General features: G+C 51.1%; 22 protein-coding genes. 4 read left to right on the forward strand and 18 right to left on the reverse strand.

Annotated elements, in window-relative coordinates; translation table 11 throughout:
* Nucleotides 1-21: 21 nt before the first annotated feature.
* From HA050_RS03190 to HA050_RS03200, 3 genes are all read right to left on the reverse strand, one after another.
* The gene (locus HA050_RS03190; RefSeq protein WP_166821916.1) at nucleotides 22-1,611 is read right to left on the reverse strand and encodes a GGDEF domain-containing protein; all 1,590 of its coding nucleotides are present in this window, start codon (nucleotides 1,609-1,611) and stop codon (nucleotides 22-24) included.
* Nucleotides 1,601-2,695, reverse strand: a complete 1,095-nt coding sequence (locus tag HA050_RS03195) for a tetratricopeptide repeat protein (protein WP_205836267.1) — start codon at nucleotides 2,693-2,695, stop codon at nucleotides 1,601-1,603. Before HA050_RS03195 ends, HA050_RS03190 begins: the two co-directional genes overlap by 11 nt.
* A 163-nt stretch (nucleotides 2,696-2,858) precedes the next feature.
* Nucleotides 2,859-4,643: a sigma-54-dependent Fis family transcriptional regulator gene (locus HA050_RS03200; protein WP_166821922.1), complete on the reverse strand. Its 1,785-nt coding sequence runs from the start codon at nucleotides 4,641-4,643 to the stop codon at nucleotides 2,859-2,861.
* 709 nt (nucleotides 4,644-5,352) lie between these two features.
* Between HA050_RS03200 and adh the strand changes: the two genes are divergently transcribed.
* The 4 genes from adh to HA050_RS03220 all read left to right on the forward strand — a co-directional run bounded on the left by adh (nucleotide 5,353) and on the right by HA050_RS03220 (nucleotide 10,398).
* Nucleotides 5,353-6,873 (forward strand): aldehyde dehydrogenase, encoded by a 1,521-nt coding sequence (gene adh, locus HA050_RS03205; RefSeq protein ID WP_166821925.1) that lies wholly within the window; start codon nucleotides 5,353-5,355, stop codon nucleotides 6,871-6,873.
* Between the two features lie 215 nt (nucleotides 6,874-7,088).
* Complete coding sequence (locus HA050_RS03210; RefSeq protein ID WP_166821928.1) at nucleotides 7,089-7,421, forward strand: DUF779 domain-containing protein; 333 nt, start codon at nucleotides 7,089-7,091, stop codon at nucleotides 7,419-7,421.
* Between the two features lie 110 nt (nucleotides 7,422-7,531).
* Nucleotides 7,532-8,539, forward strand: a complete 1,008-nt coding sequence (locus HA050_RS03215; RefSeq protein ID WP_115225534.1) for a DUF475 domain-containing protein — start codon at nucleotides 7,532-7,534, stop codon at nucleotides 8,537-8,539.
* Between the two features lie 242 nt (nucleotides 8,540-8,781).
* On the forward strand, nucleotides 8,782-10,398 hold the full coding sequence (locus HA050_RS03220) for a methyl-accepting chemotaxis protein (RefSeq protein WP_166821931.1): 1,617 nt from the start codon (nucleotides 8,782-8,784) through the stop codon (nucleotides 10,396-10,398).
* Nucleotides 10,399-10,491: 93 nt separating this feature from the next.
* Here the strand turns inward: HA050_RS03220 and HA050_RS03225 are convergent, their stop codons facing one another.
* The 15 genes from HA050_RS03225 to HA050_RS03295 all read right to left on the reverse strand — a co-directional run bounded on the left by HA050_RS03225 (nucleotide 10,492) and on the right by HA050_RS03295 (nucleotide 26,202).
* On the reverse strand, nucleotides 10,492-11,694 hold the full coding sequence (locus HA050_RS03225) for a TerD family protein (RefSeq protein ID WP_166821934.1): 1,203 nt from the start codon (nucleotides 11,692-11,694) through the stop codon (nucleotides 10,492-10,494).
* Between the two features lie 244 nt (nucleotides 11,695-11,938).
* Nucleotides 11,939-12,826, reverse strand: coding sequence for an HpcH/HpaI aldolase/citrate lyase family protein (locus HA050_RS03230; protein ID WP_166821937.1), 888 nt, complete (start codon nucleotides 12,824-12,826; stop codon nucleotides 11,939-11,941).
* A gap of 77 nt (nucleotides 12,827-12,903) precedes the next feature.
* The gene (locus HA050_RS03235) at nucleotides 12,904-14,004 is read right to left on the reverse strand and encodes a cysteine protease StiP family protein (RefSeq protein ID WP_166821940.1); all 1,101 of its coding nucleotides are present in this window, start codon (nucleotides 14,002-14,004) and stop codon (nucleotides 12,904-12,906) included.
* Nucleotides 14,001-14,753 (reverse strand): HAD family hydrolase, encoded by a 753-nt coding sequence (locus HA050_RS03240; RefSeq protein ID WP_166821943.1) that lies wholly within the window; start codon nucleotides 14,751-14,753, stop codon nucleotides 14,001-14,003. The genes HA050_RS03235 and HA050_RS03240 overlap by 4 nt, the downstream gene beginning before the upstream one ends.
* Nucleotides 14,731-15,900, reverse strand: a complete 1,170-nt coding sequence (locus HA050_RS03245) for a phosphoribosyltransferase domain-containing protein (RefSeq protein WP_166821946.1) — start codon at nucleotides 15,898-15,900, stop codon at nucleotides 14,731-14,733. Before HA050_RS03245 ends, HA050_RS03240 begins: the two co-directional genes overlap by 23 nt.
* Entirely contained in the window at nucleotides 15,897-16,967 is a 1,071-nt protein-coding gene (locus HA050_RS03250) for an ATP-grasp domain-containing protein (RefSeq protein WP_166821949.1), read from the reverse strand. The genes HA050_RS03245 and HA050_RS03250 overlap by 4 nt, the downstream gene beginning before the upstream one ends.
* A 240-nt stretch (nucleotides 16,968-17,207) precedes the next feature.
* On the reverse strand, nucleotides 17,208-17,789 hold the full coding sequence (locus HA050_RS03255; protein ID WP_099396674.1) for a TerD family protein: 582 nt from the start codon (nucleotides 17,787-17,789) through the stop codon (nucleotides 17,208-17,210).
* A 217-nt stretch (nucleotides 17,790-18,006) separates the two neighbouring features.
* Nucleotides 18,007-18,717: a TIGR00266 family protein gene (locus HA050_RS03260; RefSeq protein WP_115225526.1), complete on the reverse strand. Its 711-nt coding sequence runs from the start codon at nucleotides 18,715-18,717 to the stop codon at nucleotides 18,007-18,009.
* 119 nt (nucleotides 18,718-18,836) lie between these two features.
* Nucleotides 18,837-19,412 (reverse strand): TerD family protein, encoded by a 576-nt coding sequence (locus HA050_RS03265; RefSeq protein ID WP_166821952.1) that lies wholly within the window; start codon nucleotides 19,410-19,412, stop codon nucleotides 18,837-18,839.
* A 361-nt stretch (nucleotides 19,413-19,773) separates the two neighbouring features.
* Nucleotides 19,774-21,273, reverse strand: a complete 1,500-nt coding sequence (locus HA050_RS03270) for a helix-hairpin-helix domain-containing protein (RefSeq protein ID WP_166821955.1) — start codon at nucleotides 21,271-21,273, stop codon at nucleotides 19,774-19,776.
* 170 nt (nucleotides 21,274-21,443) lie between these two features.
* Nucleotides 21,444-22,724 (reverse strand): PP2C family serine/threonine-protein phosphatase, encoded by a 1,281-nt coding sequence (locus tag HA050_RS03275; RefSeq protein ID WP_166821958.1) that lies wholly within the window; start codon nucleotides 22,722-22,724, stop codon nucleotides 21,444-21,446.
* Nucleotides 22,725-22,982: 258 nt separating this feature from the next.
* Nucleotides 22,983-24,026 carry a TerY-C metal binding domain-containing protein gene (locus HA050_RS03280; protein WP_166821961.1) on the reverse strand — a complete coding sequence of 348 codons (1,044 nt, stop codon included), beginning with the start codon at nucleotides 24,024-24,026 and terminating at the stop codon, nucleotides 22,983-22,985.
* An 87-nt stretch (nucleotides 24,027-24,113) separates the two neighbouring features.
* On the reverse strand, nucleotides 24,114-24,752 hold the full coding sequence (locus tag HA050_RS03285) for a vWA domain-containing protein (RefSeq protein WP_099396669.1): 639 nt from the start codon (nucleotides 24,750-24,752) through the stop codon (nucleotides 24,114-24,116).
* Between the two features lie 111 nt (nucleotides 24,753-24,863).
* The gene (locus HA050_RS03290; protein WP_166821964.1) at nucleotides 24,864-25,505 is read right to left on the reverse strand and encodes a TerD family protein; all 642 of its coding nucleotides are present in this window, start codon (nucleotides 25,503-25,505) and stop codon (nucleotides 24,864-24,866) included.
* A gap of 118 nt (nucleotides 25,506-25,623) precedes the next feature.
* Entirely contained in the window at nucleotides 25,624-26,202 is a 579-nt protein-coding gene (locus HA050_RS03295; protein WP_099396667.1) for a TerD family protein, read from the reverse strand.
* Nucleotides 26,203-26,495: the final 293 nt, after the last annotated feature.

The raw sequence follows: 26,495 nt of genomic DNA on the forward strand, positions 1-26,495 counted from the left end.
AAAAGATATAACTTTATACAATTAAGATGTAAAACCGGATGAAGAGATTCGCCAGCGCACACAATTACGCCCTGCCGCTTTGGCCTCATACAAAGCCGCATCGGCCTCCAGAGCAAGCGTTCGGCAAGGCAGCCAGTGCCCGTTGTTGCAGGCAAGACCAATGCTCACCGTGGCGTGCAAGCCCCTGGCAATATTATCCCAATCGTGATTTTCCACCATGGCACAAAGCCGCTCTGCAATTTGCCTTGCATCTGCAAACAAAACTTGCGGCAATAAGATATAAAACTCCTCCCCTCCATAACGGGCAATCAGCTCATTATTCCGGCAGGCAAATTGCAGCACCGAAGCCATACGCTGCAAGACTAAATCGCCAATTGCATGGCCATAAGCATCATTGACCTGCTTAAAATAATCGATATCCACAATCAGCAGAGACATTGGTAACCGTGCCTGCTGATCCAGACTGTCTAACTGCTGCTCCAGATGGCGGCGGTTGGCTAATCCTGTGAGAGGATCACTTAAAGCGGCTCTGCTTAAAGAATCAAGCTGAGCGCTCTGCTGATTGAGGGTCTGGCACAGCAGTGCATTTTCTTGCTTACGCTGCGTCAGCTCGATACGGTTTTCCAATCGCTGCAGACGTCTTGCCGTAGATTGGGCCAGACGTGGCAGACAAGCCCTGCCGTGGTTTTGTTCGTAATACTCTAAATAAATCCGGTAATACTTCAGCGCCTCCCGGCTGTCTCCCTGCGACTTATGCTGCTGATAAGTGCCAAAGGCAAAACGCTCCAGTAAAGAGCTTGCATGAATAGCTTTGGCCTGGGCTTCCGCATTAGCCAGATGCTGTGCAGCCTCCTGCCCGTCCTGGCGCAGGCAATAGAGCTTAAACAATTGAAACTCAACCTGGCTGGCCACCCAGCTAAAGCTCAGTGCCGTGGATTGAAGCAGGGCAACCGTTAAATCCGCTTCAGCAAGTGCCAGCTGCCCCTGCTCCAGATAGACACGGCCACGGAATAATAAATATTCGGCCTGCCAATGACGGTTTTTACAATCGAGCACAGAAAGATGCGCAAGACGAAGAGCAATACCCGCCTCGGTATAACGATCCGCAGCCAGCATATCGGCAATCAGGCAGAGATACGCGCCTGCCAGGCTGGCTTTATCATGCAAAGGCAGCGCAAATTCCAATGCAAGACAGTGGTAATGATGAGCCGATTTAAAATCATTCAAAACCCAAAACGCTTTGCCGATACCCAGTAAGGCCTGCACCGCAAAAAAACCATTTTGCAGTGTCATGGCTTCTTCAAGGCAAGCCGACCACTGGTGAATTGCCTCATTCACATTGCCCTGCACCATGGCATGGCCGCCGCATTCATCGAGCGCCGCCAAATACTCATCCCACAGCTGATGGCGCCGTAAGGCGGGCAAAAGGCGCTGATACTCCTGCGTTGAAGCCACGGTATCCCGCCGCCCTAAGGCTTTCGCCGCCAGATGCCTCGCCTTCAGTGCACGAGGTTTATCCTCGGCGGCACACTGCGCTGCCAGCGCTAAAGCCGCTTCGCGGGTATCAAAAGGGGATAAATCAAGCGATTCAAGCAATTGCTCAAGTTGCATATTCAGGCGCCAGGCTTGATTGCAATTGAGAACGCAAATTTTTATTCTCGTCTTTAAGTTGCATCACTTGCAGCAATAAAGACAGCTGCCGGAGTAAACCCGGTGCAATACGGCGTTTATGTTCATGCCGGGCCAGAAGATCAGCACGATGCCTGACATGCCATTGCTCAAGTGTGGCTAAAGCATCATCCGGCAGGCCACATTCTTCCTGCCAGCGGCCCAGCTTAAGCATAAAATCATAAGGGATAAAATGGCAGCCATTGGCCTCTCGTGCGGCATTTAAGACGGAATGCCCGGCCTTTATGGCCACATCAAGCTGGCCGCGTGTGGCCGCTAAGTCGGCAGCAATCAACTGCGCCTGCAGGCTGCCCCAAAGATAGCGGCAGGCATGAGCCCGGGTGGTAGCGGCCTGCAATACGGGCCCGGCAGCCTGGGTATCATTTTGTAAGCAAAGTAAACGGGCACGGGTATTTTCAATATCAATCAGCAGGGTTTCTTCGATATCATCGACCGGCAGCTGCTTCAGCCACGCCAGGCACTGAGCAAGGCCCTGCAAATCATTTTGCTGCGCCAGAAAATTGGCGGTGTAAAGACCTGCTTTAAACGACAATCGATTTAAGCCCGAGCGCATGGCCTGATTACACGCCAGCTCCAGCACTTGCCGTGCCTCCTGATACTGTTGATCTGCCAGCAGAATATTACTCATCCCAAGGCAGGCTTCGCAAAGCGCAGCGTAGTGATCACTTTTCTGTGCCAGCTCCAGAGAGCTGACCCAGCAGGCAAGCGACTGATCGTAGCGGCGCTGATCATAATGAGCATTCGCAAGCAGTTGCTGCGCCTCAATCTGCCAGGCCAGCTCGCCTGAGCTTACGGCAAGCTTTTCTAAAATGCGCGCATGACGAAGCATCAGTGGAAAACGTAACTCTGCCCAGGCGGCCCGGCAAATCAACTCGTGCAGCACCATTTCATCCTGCAATGAAGCGGCCTGAGGCGCATCACGCAATAAAGTACGCGCTGCAGGCAGCGCCTCGGGTGACGCAAGCCATACCAGCTGACGCACAGCCAGCAAGCGCTCGCTCCACATTGCAGGCTTACACCTAGTCGATTTATCTACTTTACTATTCACAAGTTATGTGTCAGAAAAAAGATTGTAATAGTATGACTTAATTTTCAATAAAAGGCGCAACTAAACACTTAGCTTTCGCCTTTGTGCAGCAAATTTGTACTTTAAAATCCAACACTACTTTTTATCCCGCTTTAAAACGCCGGCGGTACAAGGTGCTGCGAGCCACGCCCAAGGCTGCTGCCGCCTTGCTTAAATTGCCTTCAAACCGGGCAATGGTGTTTTCAATCAGCTCATGGCTGCTGCTTGCCAGAGAGCTGGCTTCACTCATGACCGGCATTTGGTATTCTTCAGGTAAATCTGCATAAGTAAGGCACGCTCCGTTATCAGACAAAGCCAGCAGTGTTTTCAGCAGGCTTAATAATTGCCTTACATTACCCGGCCATGGATAGCGGACCAGCGATGCCATTAAATCATCAGCCAAAAGCACGCCCCGCGCAGCGCCACCAGACTCCTGCCACAGGCTGGCAATAAAACCTGGTAAATCGGCATGCTCCCGCAGCGGTGGCAAATGAACGATAAAATCCTGCAGGCGGTAAAACAAATCAGCTCTGAACTCACCCGCGGCCACCATCCCAGGCAGATCACGGTGGCTGGCGCAAACGACAGAAAAATCCACCTTATAAGGCTGGCTGCCACCCAGCGGCGTGACTTCGCGCTCCTGTAATACGCGTAATAATCTTGCCTGCATCAGCAGCGGCATATCGCCGATTTCATCCAGCAGCAGCACGCCACCATTGGCTTCGCGCAATTTACCCACGCTGCCCTTACGCTTCGCACCGGTAAATGCGCCCTCTTCATAACCAAATAATTCGGATTCAATTAAGGATTCGGGCAGGGCGGCGCAATTAATCGCCACAAACGGCCCCTTGCTGCGCTGGCTGGCGGCATGCAAAGCACGGGCAAATACTTCTTTGCCACTGCCCGTTTCGCCTTGCAACAACACCGCCACGCCTGCGTTCAATACGCGAACCGCTTTATCCAGCTGCTTTTGAAATGGCGGCACTACTTCAGGAGAGATTGCTGGCTTTGCTGCCGCACGCGTCTTTGGTGGTGTGATGGTGAGATAAAAATGTTGCCCGCGCTGGCTATAGATCATCCGGGGCTGCGGCATAGCTTGCAAAGATCCATCAAACAACTCCGCAAAGCTGCACCTGCCTAAATCCTCCCATGTTAAACCCAGCCAGTGTAATGCCACACGATTAGCCGCAATCAGCGTGTCACCTGCAAAGCACAGCACGCCTTCACGGGGCGAGCCAAGTAATTCGGCACGCGGATGCAAACGCATCAGCCAATGCTCATCACGGGCCAGCCCCAGCCAGCGGTGCTCAATCTGCTGTGCCGCCAAACGCACCAAACCCAGCGCATGCAAATGATGCAAACGCGCATCCCCGGAAACATTCAGCACCCCGGCAAGGCGGCCATCAGGTGCAAAGATGGGCGCGGCCGAACAGGAAATACCAATATTTTGCACTAGGAAATGCTCGCCACCGCGCACCTCTACCGACTCCCGCAAAGCCAGCGCCGTGCCAATGGCATTGGTGCCCTTAGTGGCCTCATCCCAGCTCACCCCAGGCAAAAGCGCCACCTGCTCGGCCTTTTTCATAAACTGCGGGTTACCGGTGGTGTTCAGAATCAAGCCGCTGGCATCGGTCAGCAGCACCACACTTTGCGTGCCCAGCACCTGCTCGTATAAGCCATCCAGCTCCGGCAGCGCCACCCGCAGCATCTGCGCGTTATCGGCCAGCGCACCTTGCAAAGCCGCCTTGCCCAAACGCTCAATCGCCACATCAGCACTCCCCTGCTGCTGGCAACGCAGCCAGGACTCGACAATTTTCGGCGGCAAATCAGCAGGAAAAATCCCCTCCTCAAAAAACTGACGGCGGGCAGTGGTATGCACAATGCTCATGGGGGCTCCTTTAGTAAAGCTCACAGAGAAAACCAAAGATCTGTAGACACAGAGAACACGGAGTTAAAAAGCAGAACACAAAGAAAACCAAAAATCATGCACGCCAAGTTCAATCCCATATGCACTATGCAATTTGGTTTTGCATTAGCAAACAGCACAAAACACCACAACCAAGCTCTTGGCATAGGGCTTAAGTCCCCCCTTGAAGCACGCCGAAGCGAGGAACAAGCGGGCGGGGTTTCGGCGAGGACTGTTTGAGCGAAGCGAGTTCCGCAGCCGCCGCTCGATTGTCCGCAGATGAGGGGCATTCGTGCTGGTCGGGGCGGCCTTCTTTGCTTACTTTCTTGGCCGTTCAAGAAAGTGAGTCCCCGCGGGGATGCCGCACCTAAATCAACGTGCCGAAGGCACTAAAAAAACGATTCAGATTTACACACAACATGCAACCCACCTCTGTTGCACCACCCCTCGCCCCACTGTCTCAAATTGCAACACCAGTAAGCAATTAATCAACATGAAATATACCCTAAGTACTTGTAAACAAGAAAAATAATGCCAATCCACCATCCCGCACCGCAATATCAAAATAATTTAGCCCAGCTTTCACAAGTATTTCACCCATATTGCAGCGCACTATCCAACTCCCCCGGCACGCTTTCTGCTCATACCCTGGTACGCGGGCAAAATCGCCCCATACCATCAGGAGATAAGCATGAGTGCATTGATTCCAGGCCAGTATGGTTTTCCACTGCAATTAAAATCGCGCTACGCCAACTATATCAACGGCGAATGGCATGCTCCGCTTGCAGGGCAATACTTTGAAAACATCAGCCCGGTTACCGGCAAGGTGATTTGCGAAGTGCCGCGCTCTGATGCTGCTGATATCGAAATGGCGCTCGACGCCGCCCACGCCGCCAAAAGCGCATGGTGCAAAACCTCGACGACTGAACGCGCCAATATTCTGAATAAAATAGCCGACCGTATCGAAGCCAATCTGGACATGCTGGCCACAGTAGAAACCTGGGATAACGGTAAGCCAATTCGTGAAACCCGCGCTGCAGATTTGCCGCTGGCAATCGATCACTTCCGCTACTTTGCCGGGGCGATCCGGGCACAGGAAGGGGGCATCAGCCAAATCGATAACGATACCGTGGCCTATCATTTTCACGAGCCGCTAGGCGTAGTCGGGCAGATTATCCCGTGGAATTTCCCGCTGCTGATGGCCACATGGAAGCTGGCACCGGCGCTGGCTGCGGGTAATTGCGTGGTGCTCAAGCCTGCCGAGCAAACACCGCTGAGTATTTTAGTGCTGATGGAAGTGATCGGCGATTTGCTGCCCAAAGGCGTACTTAATATCGTCAACGGCTTTGGCTTAGAGGCAGGCAAGCCGCTGGCCTCCAGCTCGCGTATCGCCAAAATCGCCTTTACGGGCGAAACCACCACCGGCCGCTTAATCATGCAATATGCGGCGCAAAACCTGATTCCGGTCACGCTGGAGCTGGGTGGAAAATCACCGAATATCTTTATGCCCGATGTCATGAAGCACGACGATGCCTTCTTTAATAAGGCCATCGAAGGCTTTGTGATGTTTGCGCTCAACCAGGGCGAAGTCTGCACCTGCCCCAGCCGCGCACTGATTCATGAATCCATCTACGACGCCTTTATGGACCGCGCCCTCACCCGCGTAGCCGCCATTAAACAGGGCAATCCGCTGGATGCAAGCACCATGCTGGGCGCGCAATCATCTATGGAGCAGATGGAAAAAATCAGCGCTTATCTGGATATCGGCAAGCAGGAAGGCGCAAAAGTACTGGCGGGCGGCGCGCGCGCTCAGCTTGGCGGCGAACTGGCGGGCGGTTATTACATCCAGCCAACCGTGTTCCGTGGCCACAATAAGATGCGAATCTTCCAGGAAGAAATCTTTGGCCCGGTCGTTTCAGTCACCACCTTTAAAGACGAAAACGAAGCTTTAGAAATCGCCAACGACACGCTCTATGGCCTGGGGGCTGGCCTGTGGACCCGCGACACGCATGCAGCTTATCGCATGGGCCGCGAAATCCAGGCTGGCCGGGTGTGGACCAACTGTTACCACGCCTACCCTGCCCACGCCGCTTTTGGTGGCTATAAGCAATCAGGAATCGGGCGTGAAAACCATAAGATGATGCTCGGCCATTATCAGCAAACCAAAAATTTATTGGTGAGCTATAGCCAGGATGCGTTGGGGTTTTTCTAAAGCTGAGCCAGAAAAGATCCAGCTCTCATTGAATGAGCTCCCCTCTTTGAAAAAGGGGGGCCAGGGGGGATTTAGCATTGCATGTATTTATAGAAAGACAGTGGCTGATGCAAAAACAAATCCCCCTCACTGCCCCTTTGCCAAAAGGGGAAATTGCAGCACCAGAACTGCTGACTAAAATTACGCAAATACTCAGGGTTGCGGAGGATACATCCATGAAGAATCAAGTCAGCGCCACACCGGCCGCGCTTGCCCTGATTGATACGCTGACAGCCCAATATGGCCCGCTGATGTTTCATCAATCGGGTGGCTGCTGCGATGGCAGCTCGCCCATGTGCTTTCAGGCAGGTGAGCTCATCATTGGCGACAGCGATGTGCTGCTGGGTGAGATCGGCGGCATGCCGTTTTATATTGGCGCTGCGCAGTTTGCTTACTGGCAGCATACGCAACTCATCATTGATGTTGTGGAGGGGCGGGGCGGAATGTTTTCTTTAGAGGGTGGAACAGGCTTACGTTTTTTAACCCGCTCTGAGCTTTGCCCAATTTAAGCATAATGACTTACGTCTTATTTTAATGTTGAAAGATTATAAATACCCCAAAGAACAATGCAGTTGCTAAAATCGCGGGATCGATCACTATTTCCCTCACGAGATAATAAATGCTCTCCAACCTTCGCTTTTTTAAAAGCTCGTTCATTGTTACGCTGATTGGTTTAGCGGCAGCATTCTGGCTGGGTGGCCCCAAAGCCATGTTTATTGCCGCTATTTTATCGGTTTTAGAAGTTTCTCTCTCTTTTGATAATGCAGTAGTCAATGCAACAGTTCTTAAAGATATGGATGCCGTCTGGCGTAAGCGCTTTATGACCTGGGGTATGCTGATTGCAGTATTTGGAATGCGGGTTATATTCCCTGTGCTTATTGTGGCCGTTATTGCACACCTTACCCCATGGGCCGCTTTAATGATGGCGGTCAGCCAGCCTGAGCAATATGCAGCGGCTTTAATCTCATCCCATATTATTGTGGCCGGGTTTGGTGGTGCATTTTTAATGATGGTGTTTTTGAAGTTCTTTTTTGATCAGGACAAAGATGTGCACTGGCTGCATGTTATTGAATCCCCTTTAGTTAAAATGGGAAAAATGGGTGGAATTGAAATCGGCCTTTGCCTTATTCTTGCCTATGCTTTTTCTACTCAGCTGAATACTGCTGAGCAGCTTAGTTTTATTCTTTCTTCAATTACCGGTATTGTGACTTATATTGTTGTTGATGGTTTTGGCTCACTATTAGGCGGTGAAGAAGGACACGATCAGACAGTCGTTGTTCGTACCGGCCTTTCAGCCTTTTTATATTTAGAAGTACTGGATGCCAGCTTTAGTTTTGATGGTGTCATTGGCGCATTCGCACTCTCCAATAATATTTTCATTATTGCAATTGGTCTGGGTATTGGTGCCATGTTTGTACGGTCACTCACTATTATGTTTGTAGAAAAAGAAACGCTGGACCAATTCAGATTCTTAGAGCATGGCGCGTTTTATGCAATTGGTGCGCTGGCCTTTATTATGTTCATTGGCACTTTCCATGAAATACCGGAAGTGGTAACAGGCTTAATTGGTGCTGGTTTGATTGGTGTTTCATTACTTGCATCTCTGCATTATAAAAAACACAATTAAAACTATTCAATCGGAAAAGGGGCGATCTTTGGATCGCCCCTTTTTTTTAAGCAAAACAATCAACTTCTGCCCCTGCTTTGCTAAACAATCAGCAAAAAAACTCTTACGTAAAAAATTCAAGAACTTTCAAAAAAACATAATAAAAACCATATCCGCTTATCAGCTTACTTAAATAAAAGGTTTTAAATGCAGATAAACAGTCATACATTTTAAAGGTCATTCTGACCTATTTTGAGACAATCATGAAAGTTAAGAATAAGCTAATATTATTATCAGGAAGTCTGATCAGCATTATTTTAATGCTGACTGCGCTGAGCCTGTCTAGCTTAGAAAACGGCTCCAAAAACTTCCAAACCACAATCGCTGATCGCGTGATGCCACTGGTGCAGTTAAAAAATGTTTCCGACATGTATGCCATCAATATTGTCGACACCGTGCATAAAATCACCAATGGCAGCCTGACAACGGCACAAGGGCTTAAAAATGTAAAAACAGCCAGAAAAACTATTGAGAAAGAATGGCAAATTTATAAAGCCACCGAACTGACCCCCACAGAAAATGAGCTGGTTCAGACTGCAGATAAAAGCATGAACCCTGCAGCAAAAAGTTTTGACGAGCTGGAGAAGCTGTTAGAGACCAGTAATTTTGCGGCCATCAATGAATATGCAGCCACTACCCTTTATCAGCGTGTAGACCCAATTACAGATGTGGTTGATAAGCTGATTCAGCTGCAGCTGAATGTAGCGAGAGAAAACCTGGAATCATTTAAACAAAGCCATCACCAGGCCATTGTTGGCGGGGCCATGTTTGTGATTATCGCCACGCTTTCCGGCCTTACTCTTACTTTATGGATTATGCGGTCGTTGTTAAATGATCTGGGCGGAGAGCCCAGCGATATGCGCTCAGCAGCTACACGAATCTCTGAAGGCGATTTAGCCTCGCCCGTGCATGTGCCCAGCAATATGCGGGACAGCCTGGCCGGTGCGATGGAATCGATGCGCACCCAGCTGGCAGCCCTTGTAGAAAACATTCAAAGCTCATCCACGCAGCTGGCCACCGATGCTGCACAAACCCGCAGCAGCAGCCAGGAAGTACACGAATCAGCCGGGGAGCAAAGCGATGCAGCAGCCAGAATGGCGGCGGCAGTAGAAGAATTATCCACTGGGATGTCACACCTTAAAGACTATTCAAGCTATGCCTTTGAGGTAGCCAGTAATTCGGGCCTGCAAGCCGAGCAAGGTGCGCAAGCCCTGCAAGAGCTGACCAGAGAGATGCAAATCGTCTCAGACAGCGCGCATATCGTCACAGATACGGTTAACAATCTGGAAGAGCACAGCGCCAGCATTGGCCGGGTAGCCCGGGTGATTCAGGATATTGCCGAGCAAACCAATCTGCTGGCCCTGAATGCTGCCATTGAAGCAGCACGGGCAGGCGAGCAAGGCCGAGGCTTTGCCGTGGTGGCCGATGAAGTTCGCAAACTGGCCGAGCGCACCACCCAGGCCACACGGGAAATCCAGGAAACGCTGGGCACCATCACGAACACCACTCACGATGCCGCCACCAATATGCGTAACAGCCTGAGCCAGACAGAGCTGGCTTTAGAGCATGCAAACCGCAGCAGCGTCATGCTGGGGCTGATCAAGCAAAGTGCGGTGGAAACCAAGGAAGCCATGGCAAAAATCACGGATGCCCTTGCCGAGCAAAACACCGCTGGCCAGGAAATCGCCGTGAATGTGCAATTGATTGCCGTGATGACCGAGCGCTCATTCTCTGCATCTAAAGAAATCAATATCGCGGTAGACAACAACGCCCAGCTGGCACAAACACTAAGGCAGGCCGCAGTGCGGTTTAGTTGCTGAGTGTGAAACACCCCCTCAAATCTTAATGTGTTTCAGGATTTGAGGGGGTGAGAACATCAGACAGTGCGATTAGGATGATGATTCCGAAACATCCTAATCTTTAGAGCCCTTTTTAAACCGCAAACCAAATCCAAACCGGTCATTCACCTGCTCATGTGCGCTTTTGCCGTTGCTTTGGGCAAAGTATTCCACCAGCTTAGTCACTTGCAGATTGCCGCCGATATTTTCAATCATGGCAATGGCACACATCGATGCATTGTTGCCCTGATCCAGACGCACTTCCACGGGTGCCCTGCCGGGTACTTCGATGGTGACTACGCCATCGGTTGCGGCCCAGTCTGGCGCGCCTTCGTAAATAAAAGTAAAAATCAGCAGGCGTTTAATCTGGCTGAACTGATCGCCATTAATAAAGATATTTTCCCCGCCCGCATTACTGCCAGAGCGGTCATCGTCTTCCAGATGCACAAAGGGTGGCCAGGTAAAGCTACCCCAGCTATTACCCAAAGCTTGCACACCGCCTGGCGTGCCATCAGCCATTTGAAACAAACAAGCTAAATCAAGATCAATCCGATTGCCTGGGGCTGGCTTATTAATCAGCTTATTAAAAAAGCCACTATTTTCTGGCCCCGCCGGCTGCGCCGATTGATTCCAGTTTAAATTTACCCGGATACGGCCAAACCCTCCGCTGGTGTTTTTCTCTAAGGAAACCTTATCGCCGCGTTTTTCCAGTGTAATTTTTGACAGAGAAACGGGTTTTGCCGGAGCTGGTGCTGGTGCAGGCGCAGGCGCAGCGGCTTCAGCTTCAGTACCACCAAAATGCTTGAGCAAAGCCGATAAGCCACCATTAAAGCCCTGACCTACCGCGCCGAAACGCCATAAACCATCCCGCCGGTACAGCTCACCAACAATCACCGCTTTTTCATCCTGAAAATCAGCGCCAGAAAATGCAAATACGGCATCGCCCAAACGCATCGAGCTGGCCCCCAGCCGACGCATCGCGCCTTCACCGCTGACCGAAGCAGCAAAAACCAGCTTATGGATACTGTCTGGCAAACGGGCCAGATCAGTCATAAAACTTGCACTACCTGTTCCCAGCTCCAGCACCACGGCATTATTCGGGCACGATTTCTGATTAAAAAACACCATATAGCGATCATCAGACAGCTGATCATTGGCATCCAGACCAAAGCAAGCGATATCCACTTCAATACCAGCCATATTCAGCAGCACAGGAAACGCCCCTGAGCAGCCCAGATCAGCCAGCTTAGCCTTCTGTCCACGCGCAAAATTTGTCATGATTCCCGATTCTTTAGTTGAATTGACGCCGCCTCGATTATCTGCAGAGAGGGGCCTTCGTGCTGTTTGGGGCGGCCTTCTATTGGTTCTTTTCTTGGCCGTTCAAGAAAAGAACGCCCCCGCGGGGGCACCCGCTCCAAAGTCAACGTGCCGAAGGCTCTAAAAATATCTACTTTGCTTAATATCTAAAAGGTAAAAACCGCGGGTTTCACCCGCCCGACAACGCCCTAGGGCGCAACACTCCTCACACCAGTGAATGCACCCCAAACACCCTTGCCTGCTCCAGTACGCCATGCGCCCAAGCGCGGTGGGTGGCTACTTCGCACATGGAATTGTGCATCCTGAATACGGCAGGGCTGGATTCGTCGATGATCCTCATCGCCACATCCACATCCCGATGCTGCACCCGATAATGCTGCTCGATCAGCGCCACCTGGCTGGGATGAATCGCAGTTTTGCCTATCATACCGTGGGCTAAGTCTTCTTCTACTTCCAGAGCCAGCAGGCTTGGGTTATCTAAATGCTCAAACACAGGCGCAGTCAGCACAAAGCCGTAGGGGCGAAAAATCGTCACCAGCTTTGAAATCACCGCCCCCAGCGGGGTTCGGTAAATTGTAAGATGCCGTGGCCTGCGAATGCCCAATAGCGCCAGCAAATCATTGCCGCCAATCCGCAGCGCCTGAATATGATCCCGCACGCCGGGGCGCTCGAGGCAAAGACGCAGCTGCTTCATCTCGGCATCATCAAATACTTCCACCGTTTCCAGCGTGGGCATCAGCATAAAATGCGTTTTGCGGATCTGCTTAAAGTAGGCGTCAAAATTATGCTGAGTAATTTTTGGCAGCACAAAGCCTGTCAGTTTTTCCACACCAGGCATTTCCAGCACGCGCTTCAGCACTTCCGGGTTTCTGACCCGCACAAAACGCTCGGTTGTTGGCCGCTCAACCATCTGTTGCAAAACCAGCGACAGGCTGAACAGAGCGTAGCTCAGCTCGCTTTCTGCCACCGCGTCTTCGGTGCAAAAAATCACTGAGCGTAACTCACCCAGCAACCCGCCATCAGCAATCTGCTGCAAATCCTTGTGGGTAGCAGGCACGTAAAGTGACGCCCCCATCACTTTATGATTAGCCATCCAGCGCCCCCCTCATCGGCAATTTGATTTGCAAAGCTTTAAGCGTTGCAATGATGTGCACTGAAGCACCCAAAATTTTAGCCATCTAAAACACTCCCAATCAGAGATACCGCTTGATAAGGCAGGCCCGCATCCACGATAAGCGGCACGTTTTTTTCTATTGCTAACAGCTTTAAATGCGCCACATCGGCCACAGCCGGATCACGCAAAATCAGCAGCCTTGGCACTCTGCGCAGCAACACACGGGTAGCTTCGCCTATGCCCGGCTTAATCAGATTTACATCCTCAATCCCGTACTGCTCCTGAGTGGCTTGCAAAAAATCAGCTGAAATCTGCGCCATTTTGACCCGATTAATGGGCTGAGCAGCAGGCACGCCATGCTGTTCTGCCAGGGCAATGGCATCGGCCACAAGGCCATCAGCAAACAATTGCGACTGATCTTGTAACTCAAATTCATCGTAATAAACGCAGCCATGAAAATCCCCCGGCCCGATCGAATCATTGAGCACCGAGCGGCTAACGAGGCCAGAAACCGTGGCATTCAGGATGCTCGACGGAATCAGATAGTCCCCGGCTGAGGCGGCACACGCGGCGGTGCCCGCCAGATCAGACAAAACATAGAGGCCGCTATCGATGGCAACGCTATGCTGCAAATTAAAGGCATTCACCGCTTGCTCCAGCACGCGTGAAATCACGCCTTTGCCAGTCCAGCCATCAATAAACACAATAGATTCTGGTTTGTGTCCCTGCTGTAAAATATGCTGCAACGCAACAATATCGATGCCACGATCGCGAATAATCGATACCGAGTAATGCACCACCTCCCGGCCCAAAACGCGTTGCAACAGATGCTTTAAAATAACGCCAACGGGTGTTCCGGCACGTACAAGGGAAACCAGGGTAACCGGCCCGCTGCGTCTTGCTGCGATCAGCGCCGCCAGCCTCAGGCAATCGCCAGCCATTTGCTGGCGGTTAGCCGCAAGCGCATCCTTAAAAACCTGCAAATAACGCGGTGAAGGCAGGGATTCGGGAGAGAGCATTTCGCTGTAATGCCGCGCGCCGGATTGAATCAGGAGTTCTTTGTTTGCCACATCAATAAACGGCTGTTGCGATAAGCGTTTAAGCAAAAAGCGCACATCATCCGGACGATAACTACCGCAAAAGCCACGATTACTCATAATGCAGCGACAGTCAGCCTGGCAAGCTGTGTGCCGTTTGGGATCAGGGCATAATCACAGCTGGCCATAAAACGCGCATCAGATTGGCTGTCGCCCATGCCGATGGTCATGATTTCACCATGCTCTTTTTGCAGCAGTGAGCGCACATAATCCACCGCGCGGGCTTTATTCAGTGTTTTAGGCAGCACGGCTAAATTATTGCCATTGCGATGAATAAAGAAGTCTTTACCCTCGCCCGCCACCCAGGGTGCAACGGCTTCACGCTCGATTTGCTCCAGATTGGCATCGATTTTATCGGTGTCTTTAATCAGTGCATAAAACGGCGTATTGCAATCCTCTACCAAACGGGCACGGCCCTTTAAACCCACTTTTTCGCAATAATCATCAATCACGGCCATCACAGCGTGCAGGCCTGGCAATGCCTGCTCCATATCCGCACGCATGGTTTCCAGCCAAAATGTATCCACGCTGCCACAGGGCTTGAGCACCACACCGCCATAATCGATGATGGAATAACTGTTAAAAGGTAAATCAACCCGGCGCAGTGCATCTAAATTACGCGCCGTGCTTGGAATCATGGTCATGGAAGCGCTCATCATCTCGAAGAACGCACGCTGACGCGGTGTTGTGAATGAAATTGCAACACCATCTTTCAGATAGCCAACCGGACGTAAATCATCCACCCCGGCGCACTTGCCCAGCGTTTGGAACAGAGTGTCATCTAAATCAACGAACAGATATTTCTTCAATATGATTCTCAGATAAGAAATGGAATAAACGCCCGCCTACAGCCTGCGCAATACGCTGCAGCGCTTGATTCGGCGGGGTTTCATGACAAACCAACACATGATCGTACTGGCCGATTGTGACGTTATAAATATAGTTTTCGACCCCCTCGCCATAGTTATCAGCAAAGCTCAGCGCATGGCTGACCGCTCCCCATTTCAGGATGGGTGAGCGTGTGGTCGATTGCACCTGCACATCACAACCTAAAGCTTCCAAAGCGCTGCCCAGCAAAAAAGCCGGGTGCATAAACTCGCCCGTACCTAAAACCAAGACCCGCTCATCCGCCCCAATAGCAGCGGCTAATTTTTTAGCCAGCGTATCAGGCGCAACGAGCGCACGATCCAGCCCCAGACGGCCAAAACCGCCATTTGCACCGCGATCAGCATGCGCCTCAAATACCTGCGCCGCGCTGCTGGATGGCTGTAAATCGCCAGCCGTGAACACATATTCGCCACTTAAGCTGGCGGCAATTGAAACGGGAATACCAAAACGCTGTGACAGAACCTCGTTTGCAGCCTTGCCCATAAAATTGGTAATGGTGGCGAGGTGAACGTGCCCGATGTTTGGATTGAGTACCCGGCAGGCATTGCTTAGATTTAAAAAGGTGTTGCCGGTGCTGGCTTCATCGTCCACCAGCACCAGAGATTTGGCATTCAGTAATAAGGCCCGCAGCCGGGCATCTTGCGGCATATGCAAAAACTGCCGTGGTGCATGGCTGTGTGCTTCGGCAAACTCGATAATCTCTGCCCCGCCAACGTGATAACGCGAGGTGTGCAAAAACAGCGCTTCTGTACCCGGGTGAGCGTTTTTATAGGCCTCAAAAACGCCCTGCCCCAGGCCAATTGCCGTTTCGGCCATCGCGATAAACACCACCGGGCCGGGTAAACCGGCGGGCACTTGCCCGGCCAGATTTTCATGAATTTTGCGCATCAGCGCAGGGCGCACCGGCCAGTGTTTGCCCAGCACCTTACTTAAAAACAGAAACCCCCGCTTGGCATTCGCTCTTGCTGCAAAGCCCATCAACTCATCCACGCTGAATGCGCCCGCATCAACAGTGAGCTCCATCAGTCCCGTGGGTAATTCAATTTTAATGGTTTGCGGACTAGTCATTGCAAGGCCGCACACGGTACTTCAGCGGCTGCCAGCACTTCTGCATCAACCAGCACAGCAGCACGGCCCAGCTCGGCCACGCGAATGCCATGCGGCACTTCCGGGATATGCAAATTATCAAAACCGCGATCAAAACCAGCCAAAGCCATATAAGGTAAATTAGGCCCGCCAAGGCAGGCCATGGCGATGCCGCCAGACATACGCGGATTAATTTCCAAGAGGCCAAGGCCGCCGGCTCTTTCTTTAAATTGCACATTGAAATTGCCATTCAGGCCAAAAGCTTTGGCCAGCTGACGCACGCTGTCTAAAATATCGCTGCGCATCTCGATCATCTGGCCACGGCCTGCCTGCTTCATTTTTTTGCGCGGCACGGCGCAAACCAGGCGGCCATTGTCGCCAACGCAATCCACGCTGTATTCATGCCCATCGAGATATTCCATCACAATCATGGTTTTAAACGTACCCATGGCAGCAAAACCCCGGCGCAAGTCATCAAGGCCAATATAGTATTGCACGCCTTCTGTCAGCAGCTGCGCGCTGGAGCGCTCCTCATCGATAATGGCAAAACCCAGGCCAAACACCGATTTGGCCGGCTTAATACATACCTTGGCGTGATCTTGCCTGAGCGCCTGATACGCCGCCTCAAACTGTGCGGCGGTTTCTACTACCCTAAACGCTGCCGGTGGCGTGCGTGGCAAATCAACAGCCTGATAAAACGCGGCCTTATCGTGCAGCAGCTCCAGCATCTCTGCAGATGCCGCAGCTAAAACACGCGTACCCTGCCGCTCAAAGCGCCCGCGCTCTGCACTAATAAGTACGGCTTCCTTGCCGGGAATAAAAATAGTGATGGCGTGATCAAGGCAAAATTGCAAACACCATGCCAGATACGCTTCGCCCTGCAGGCCGGAAGGCTCTACCGCAAATTGATGCGCTGCTTGAAACGATGCTGCATATGGATTGGTATGGCTGGAGACGATGTGATAATCGCCCGCAAGATCGGCCTCGCGAATCAGGCTGATTGCTGCGGCAACAGAGGAAAATGTTTTATTAAACCAGACGTGCTGCATAAATGCCTTCAGGAAATGAGCCAGCAAACAGGCCGGGCTAAATTCCTGACTAAAAAGAGCCCGATTTATTGCTATCCCGAGCTTTCAATAGCGATTCGCCTTTAAAAACTCAAACAGAAACTTTAACCAGAAGGCTCTTTACCAGAGGCACTCAAACCCGACACACAGCCAGCGCGGGGCTTGCTTCCAACAAGATTGTGGAAACAGGCCACCACGCGACAGAGAACTAAAATGCTTTTTTTACAGGTGAGGCGTGATTTGCGGCATCAGCTCATCAAAGGTGCGGCCATTGCCAATTTCGCCGATGGCGTGCATTTTCCACTCATTATTATGGCGATACAGCTTGGCCATAATCTGCGCATTGTGTGAGCCCAGTGCAGACAAATTAAAACGAGCCACTTCTTTGTTATCGCTGGCGTTCAAAATGCGGCAAGTGGCATTGGCAATTTGCGAGAAGTTCTGGCCGGTGAAGCTGTTTACCGTGAAGACCAGGCTTTTCACATTGGCAGGCACACGTGTCAGATCAACCACGATTTGCTCATCATCGCCATCGCCTTCACCGGTACGATTGTCACCAGTGTGGGTGATTGAGCCGTCTTTAGATTTCAGCTGACGGAACCAAACCGCATCCACTGGATGGCCTTGCTCGTCAAACAAAATGCATGATGCATCCAGATCGATATCAGGTGCGCTGCCACCAAAGCCCAGGAAGCCCTTGGATTTCACTGCATCCCAGGCGAGGCCCATGATGACTTTACTTAATGCAACACCAGCCTCTTTCTCGAGGGAAATCTTCTGGCCTTTCTCTAGGTTAATCGCCATGCTGTACTCCTTAATGAATTAAGTATTTTAGGGCGGGAGGAACCCGATCCTGTTAACCGAAGAACAATCTGCAGCCTGGCTTAGCAGTCTGCGTATGAGGCTTGCCTCACTCTGTGTATATCGCGTAACCCAACATTCTTTTTCACCTGCTTACGCTGATTTGCATCGCCCCAAAGACCATACAAACCAACTGAGCCAGGCAGCTCAAGGCGGATATTTAGCCGCCGTTTTTTTTCTTCAGCCACTCGGCAAAAGAATCACGGTTTCTGGAGCAAATAAAGACCTTACCTGTGCCGCTAAAGCGCAGCACAATGCCTTCGCCGCTGGTCACACTATTGACTAAATTACCCAGCATGCCGCCGAGGCCACCGCCGGAATTGCCTGTAGTTACAGAGATCTCATAGCGCAGGCTATTGTCCCAGCACACCACATGCGAGTTATCAATAATCACGTCTTTGCCCGGGGCCACATCCAGCTCAAACATCGAGCCAAAGCCTGACACCACCACCTGCCCCGTGCCTGAGGTTTCCATCACAAAAAACCCGCCAGACTGGGCAAACAGCGCGTTACCGATATTTTGCGTACGCACTTTCATTTCCGTGCCCGATGTCGCCGCAACAAAAGCGCCATCGTTTAATAAGTATTGTTTTGCGCCCACATCAACAATTTGCATGGCACCGGGCAGAGTAGGTGACAACAGGCAATCGCCCTCCCCCCTGACCGCTTCAATCTGCTGCTGAAAGAAAGACTCGCCATTGGCAAAGCGCCGCATAATCGCCCCGCCTATGCCACCATTCATGCTGCCTTTCAGATCCAGATTGGCTTCCATCATCACCATTGCATCAGATTCGCAATAGATTTTGTCGCCCTTTTGTAAGGACACATGCAAAAACGGATCAACATCACCGGTAGCTGTAAACACTGTCATGCTTATAAATTCCCGCAATTGCAAACAGCCTGGGCGGTTGAAACCCCTGCCGCTTTACGATCATCAAATACAACATGCCTCAGAGAGAAAAATCCCCCCGAGGCATCAGCATCAGCTTATTAAGCGCTAATACCGAAAGAGCGTGCCAGCGGCGCTAAACCACCCGCAAAGCCCTGACCCACTGCTTTGAATTTCCACTCTGCACCAGCACGGTAGATTTCACCGAAAATCATGGCTGTTTCTGTAGAGCTGTCTTCAGACAGGTCATAACGCGCGATTTCTTTATCGCCATTGGCATCAAGGCAGCGGATATACGCTTTACCTACCATGCCAAAGTTTTGCTTGCGTGCTTCAGCATCATGGATGGTTACACCAACGGTGATTTTATCGATGTCTGCCGGCACTAAAGCCAGATCAATCACGATCTTTTCATCATCGCCGTCACCCTGGCCGCTGGTATTGTCACCGGCGTGGGTAACAGAGCCGTCTGTTGATTTCAGGTTGTTGTAAAAAATGAAATCAGAATCAGCACGAACCTTGCCATCGGCTTTAAGCATAAAAGCACTGCCGTCCAGATCAAAAGCAGAGCCATCTGTAACGCGTGGATCCCAACCTAAACCAATCACCAACTTTTTGAGGGAAGGCGCTTCTTTACTTAAATTGACGTTGCCGCCTTTTTGCAGACTGATAGCCATAAACGAAATTCCTTTAAAAAATTAACGACACGCCTGACTAAACCCGGCGACACCCAAAAAAACTGCTCCTGCTTAAATCATCCTCCCCCGGACATTTTTTATCCGGGCTCAGATCATTCAAGTTATACCAAACCATAATTAAGCTTTATAGATTTGTTCGCCTTCCATCATTTTCAAGCGAAGCAAGCTAAGTAATTATATTTATTAATAATTTCTTGCACACATTATCAGTATTACACACCGAGTAACCGGCACTCTATTCAGCTTAATATGTCCCCGGCTTACAGAAGACAGGACAAAGACATAGAAGTTTCATCCGCTTCAATTTTTATCGTCTATTTTTTTCCAAAAATTGATCAAACTATCTGCGCGCCTCTCCCACCATCTGCACCACCACCAGCCGCCCCCCTTCTGCTTTATCGAGCAATATTTGCTGTCCCTCTTTCAAGGCCAATTTACCGCCGATGGCCACGGTTTGTTTAGTCGCCACATCCATTAAATCAGGCAGGCCGACGTTAAAAATCCACCACACATTGTGATAGAAAATAAAATAGGCCACGCGCTGCTTATGTTCATCCGCCAGCTTTTCATTCGGGGCCAGTAAATAATTGGCGTGCCAGGGGTAAAGCGATTGTCCTTCCCACACCATCAGCCGGTGGTTATCAGGCCGGAACTGCCCTTCCTGACGGGATGAATACAGATTAAGCACCGGCAGCTGGCCATGATAAGCCGAGCCACAAAACGGGCAGGCGGGCTGGGTGGAGTTATCAAACACAAACCATTTCTGCTCGCAGCGGCAAGGCAGGGCCAGGTCAATGGTTTTAAGCAGCGCCGTTTCCCAATCATTGGCCGACGGGCGCTGATTGGGCTGATGCAGGCCGTCAACAAATGCTTGTTTAAATAGCGGAGTCAGATAAGGGCCAGTCAGGGTATAAGGCAGCTTGCTGCTGTCTGCCCATGGTAGCTCGGCAGCTCTGGCGTCTGCCAGATTAATGCGATTGCTTGTATCTGCGGGATGCTCAACAAACAGGGCACGCTCGCCCATAGACAGCGCCTCGTCCCGCTGTTCATCATTCATATCATGCACTTTGCCGCCGCGCAGAGGGTGGCGGTACAGCAGATACATATAAATCAGCACAGCCAGCGCATGCTGGTCTGTTTCGCGGCGCGGCAGATTGCGCTGCGGATCGCCCTTGGCTAAATGGCTGGTACTGACTACTTCGGGAGCAATAAAATCAGGCGTGCCCACCACGTCCGGCGGATAGCGGCCCGGCACCACCAGGCCATCCACATCAATCACGCAGGCAAAACCACCGGATGGATCGACCAGCACGTTCTTATAAGACAAATCAGAATGCGCCAGCCCCGCCATATGCATACGACGCACGGCACGGGCTATCAGCACGCAGATTTTTAAATGGCTCAGCCAGTCGCCCAGCTCGCGCTGATCGACAAAACGCTGGCGTAAATTGGCGGCAGCAAACCACTTGCCTTCCTTTTCCTTGCCCCTGATCTCGAGCATGTCGTGGTTTTTAGAGCCGAATTCAAAGAAAAAATGAGCAGGATAAGTGGGAGCGATTAAGCCGAGTTTTCCTTCATATTCCAAAAGCGCCGTTGGCCAGCAAAACAGGTTTTTCCAGTAATCCCCGCCCGCCTGATTAAAAATCCCCTCGCGATATTTGCCGATGATCATCTGCAAGCGCTCCAGCGCCTGAGCGTCCTGCTTATTCTTATAAAACGCCACCACATAAGACTTATCCGGCGAGAAGTACACCTCTTTCATCGCCCCGGAAGCAATCATCTCATCCACAAACTCGACAGTTTGCCCATCCAATGTGCGGCACTGAATCACCTTAGCCATGCTTAACTCCAGATTGCCTGCTGCAAGTCAAATTGTGAAAACACCCAAATCTTGAACCACGGAGGGCTCAGAGAACACAGCGTTTCACGGCCCCCCCCCAACACTTGGTTTTTTCCGTGAAACTCCGTGACCTCCCAAACTCCGTGCTTCAAGATTTGGGTTGTAACATCTCAGCCCCAGAGCAGCGCCATGCTTCGGTCATCATGATGACCGGGGATAAAAAACCCCATCCAATCCAGCAGGCTTTGCTCCGGATGATCCGCGGCAAGGCAAGGAGCGATCTCATCCCAGAGGGCGTCCCATTTATCGCTGCTGGCGAGGCCTTTATCGGTTTCAAATTTCGGGTCTGAAATCCCATCACTCATTAAAATCACCGCCGAAATATCGCTGTAACGGCCGATTTTTACTCTTTGAGCAAAGCGATCAGACGCCAGGGCAGCACGGTCCAAAAAGCGCGTTTGCCCTGCAAATTCGCCACTATCGGGCTGGCCCATCAGCCGCACTTTGCCGCGTGGCCCATAAGCAGCAATCGCCCCGTCACCGATCCAGAATGTAGCCAAAAAGAGTTGCCCGCCTTCCCGCTTAACCGCGGCAGCTAAAAGAGTGGTTGCGTACTCCCTGGCCTCACTTTGCTGTGATATTGCAGCTTGCTCTATGGCATCCACGGCCAAAACCGCGGCATCGTAAAACAAAGCATGAAACTGCTGGCCGATTTGCCCGCTGATAGATTCAGGATCTGCATCCCAGCCTTGCAGCGCATGATTGATGCCGGCCCCCAAATCCCCTTTTAAGGCTGCCAGCAAATGCTCACCCGCAGTTTCTACCGCCAGCTTTGCACCCCAGCGCGAATGCACCGCACTGCCTGCGCCATCGGCCACCAGCAGCACGCTCCAGCCTGATGCGGCATCGTGCTGCACATAAAAATCATCATCCCTGAACAGGCCTGCATGTTCATGCGAGCGGCCACGGCGGCTGGCGGCAGCAATCTTTAAACCACCAGCATTGAGTGCCTGCGTGGCACTGTGCGGCTTGGGGTAAATCGCATCGCTGGCTGGCTCATTGATCTGCCACAGGCTGCGCGGATCGGGGTTCACCAGCAGCACGCATTGCCCGCCATGCCAGTGCACGCCATCGTCCGACCACTGAAAGGTAATGAGATGATCGCCCGCTACGCCTGGCAAGCCTTGCAGTTCACCTTCCTCACTCAAAGTCAGCACCAGATTTTCGGGTAAGCCTGCCTCTTTGAATTGCAATACCCGGCCATCACCCGCCACTTCACGCAAGCTGCCGCGATAATCCTGCCCGGCCTTAGCATTAGGCGCTTGAAAAACCACCTTAGGACTCAGCGGCTGGCTCGCCACCGTGCCAGCAGGCGGTATTGCACCGGGCTTGTTGGATAAATGAAGAGGAACGGATTCAGGCGGGGAATTTGAATCGGAAGGAAGGTGCATAGCAGCCTCGTGTATTCCCCGTTCAAATCAGTAACGAGGAAAAATAAAGTTATCAGAGAGAACCGTTTAAAGAATGGGGCACGAAGCTAAAAACAGCAGTTTGCCTCGCAATAAAACCCAAATATTGAAGCACTTCGATTCATGTGAACGCGAAGGGCCACGGAGAAAAACACAGCAAGGTTTTCTCCGTGAAGCGCTGTGTTCTCAGTGTTCTCCGTGTTTTAAGATTTGGGTTTTGTGATGGGTACAACTCAACAATCACCCTCTCCCGCGCCCTACATCAAAACCACCATCGTTGCCGGAAAAGCTGAACGATACTAATTTTTTGCACCATGGGCAGAAGGCTTCTTCCGGGCCGTTGATACACATCAGTTTTCCACAGCCGCAAGCGGCAAAGGCGGTGTAGTTGCCGCAGTGCGGGCAGCCCGGCGTGCCGATTAAATCTTCACTATTTACTTTCAGATCCATGGCGCGCGGATCAGACCAAATAAAATAATCTTCTTCCAGCGGATAGCAGCCGGCAATCTCAAAGCGCGATACTTGCAGCTTAAAATCCTGGGTTGCTACATTTTGAATAGCCCGGTCGTACTTCATCAGATAGGGTTTGCGGGTCTTTTGGCAGCGGCCTACCAGGGTAATGCAGGCTTCGTCGGCGTGTTTGGAAGGCGGATTTTTGAAAATACGCATCAGGCTGGCATCAATATTAGCCAGCGATTGCGCATCGCTCTCGCCCACGCTTTTGCTTTGCGCCACCACCGAAGCCGTCACCCAGTTGATAAACTTTTTGAAGTCGCCTTCCTGCGAGTCTTCAAACATCATGGCATTTTCGGTCAGCCTGCCCAGCGTTTCAAAATCGACCGACTGGCCCAAACCCACCGCAATCAGCGTGGCTTTTTTGGCGTATTTGGCATTCCAGCGATCAATGGCCGCGTTGGGATTATCGGTTGGGCGGCCATCTGTAAACAGATAAACAATCGGCTTCCAATCGCCTTTGCGATCGGGCGTGGTTTTCACCACGCTGCTATCCAGCTCAGCCATCAGCGTTTCTAAAGCCACGCCCAGGCTGGTTCCTCCGCCTAGCGGCAGTTTGGGCGGGTAAAAAGAAACCAGCTCAACCAAAGGAGCAATGGTTTTAGCCACGCCCGCAAAAGCAATCACCGAGATATAAACGGTTTCTAAGGCATGGGGATCAGTTCTGAGCGCACGAACAATGGCCTGCAAGCCATCTTCCATTTTCTGCAGGCTGTCGCCCACCATCGATTCGGAACAATCCAAAACAAAAAACACCGGCAATCTGCGCATGGTTTTGCTCTTTAAATTAAACCGTAGGGCGTAATAAGTCTGAGGCTTTATTCAGACGCATTGCGCCGTGTATGCCACACCACAAAATTACAAAACGAGATGAATTTCCGGTGGCGGAGGCGGCAAAGCCACATCGTTGCTGACGCCTGCGCTGCTGCTGCCCACGGCCACGCTGGCGGAAACCCATTTAAAGAAACCTGAAAACGCCGAAGCATCCATGGTATCCAGTGTCACCACGCGATCAGTCAGCTCCAGCAGGTATTCCTGCTTTGCCTTGGGGCCTGCGGCGCAAGCAATCATGGCCCCAAACTGGCACTGCTTAATCGCCGGGATGGCTTGCCTGTAGGCATGCAGATCAGAGGGGCTGCCATCGGTCATTAAAAACATCAGTGGCCGCCAGTCGCCTTTTTCATCTTCGCTGCTCTTTTTAACATCGCGCTCAACACACGCAAGCAGCAGCTCTAATGCCGCGCCCATAAAGGTGGCACCTGCACTGGGGGAGCTCACTTCCTGCAGCTGCACATCGGCCAGCGGCGTGAGCGGCAGATATTCGCGCGCTTCTAAATCAAACGTAATAATCGACAGCGCTACACTTTCTAAAGCGTAGGGGTCCTGCCGAAGTGCACTCAGCATGGCCTGCAGCCCCACATTCACCGAGTGAATGGGCTCGCCACGCATAGAGCCTGAGGTATCAAGAAGAATATAAACGGGAAGGCGTCGGCTCATGATTTTCTCTTATAGGAAGCACGGATTGGATCGTCATTCCCGATTAGCCCGGCACAAATACGGAACAACAGGCATTGCGGGAATGACGCAGCCGAATCAGTCAGCACATCCTCAGCTGTATTGTTTAAGCCACTCTACAAATGAATCTGATTGCGATGGCGCGCCGATGGCGTTGAATTTCCAGCCGCCCGCTTCGCGGACTAATTCTGCAAACAGCATGGAGCGGCAGTTTTCATATTGCGCGCCGCCAGATAAATCAAAACGCGCCATTTCCTGACCCTTACCATCTTCAGCACGAATAAAAGCATTTTGTACTTTGCCAAAGCTTTGGCCGTTTTCCTGGCCATTATAAATCTGTACCACAAACACCACTTTTGCATATTGCTCAGGCAAATCATTCAGCTTAACGATCACCTGCTCATCATCCCCCTCGCCTGCACCGGTACGGTTATCTCCCGTCATCCAGATCTGGCCGGAATGATGGCGCATCGAGTTAAAAAAGATAATATCGCCGCCTACCAGAGTAGAACGCCCGCCTTCTGTACTGCCAAAGTTCTGCACCTTGCCATCAGCACCACAAAGAAAAGCGATCACATCCAAATCGTACTCAGCTTCTTTTTTAGCAAACAAACCGCCTAAAAAGCCTTTCTTTTCTTCCCGAATATCCCAGCCCAAACCAATGGTTACCATGGAGAGATCGTTCTCGTTTTTTTTGAGACTAATCCCCTGGCCTTTTTTGAGGGTCACTGCCATAAGTTTATCCTTACAAAAATCGCCATTAGCAGGCGGAAAAACAAGAGAAGCACGCAAAGCCAAACCAGCCATCACCTGGCCTTACTATATAAATAAGTAAAACCAGGCAAGCTGCAAATTAGCTGGCTGAAATACCAAACTGTGCACACAGAGGGCCAAGGCCGCCTGCAAAGCCCTGACCTACCGCTTTGAACTTCCACTCGGCGTTGTGGCGATACACTTCACCAAAAATCATGGCGGTTTCGGTACTGTAGTCTTCTGATAAATCAAAGCGCACGATTTCTACATTATTATCCAGATTAACTACCCGCATAAATGCGTCTTTCACCTGACCAAAGTTTTGCTTACGCTTATCTGCCTCGTGAATGGTGACGCACACGGCAATGCGTGTGACATCTGCAGGCACTTTTTCCAGATTAATTTTAAGCGCCTCATCATCGCCGTCCCCTGCACCCGTGCGATTATCGCCAGTGTGCTCTACCGAGCCGCAGCTTGATTTCAGCTGATTGTAAAAAATGAAATCTGCATCGCTGCGCACTTTGCCATTGTCGGCCAGCAAAAATGCGGTGGCATCCAGATCGAAATCTGCGCCATCAGTAGAGCGGGCATCCCAACCCAGACCAAGCAGAATCGACTTCAGGCCCGGTTCGGTTTTAGACAGAGAAACATTGCCACCTTTGTTTAATGAAATAGCCATTTTTGATCCTTTTTGATTAAAAAAAACATTGCATCTCACAGGGCATAGCCAGCCCTTTTTGAGCTATAAAACCGCCACTTAAAAATAATCTGTCCCATACTGCCTGGCACGTTTTATACAGTCAATATTTTTACAAGCAAAGAAATATAGCACCAAATTTATTACCTTTTAAAGCTTACAAAAACCCTAATAAAATATTGTAAACCTTAGGAATGACATCGTCTTATACAAAGCACTGAACAGGTGCTAATTATCAAATTTTTGATCATGAATTCATTGATAAGACGGAATTT

Source organism: Iodobacter violaceini, assembly GCF_011601265.1.
GTDB classification, from domain to species: Bacteria; Pseudomonadota; Gammaproteobacteria; order Burkholderiales; family Chitinibacteraceae; genus Iodobacter; species Iodobacter violaceini.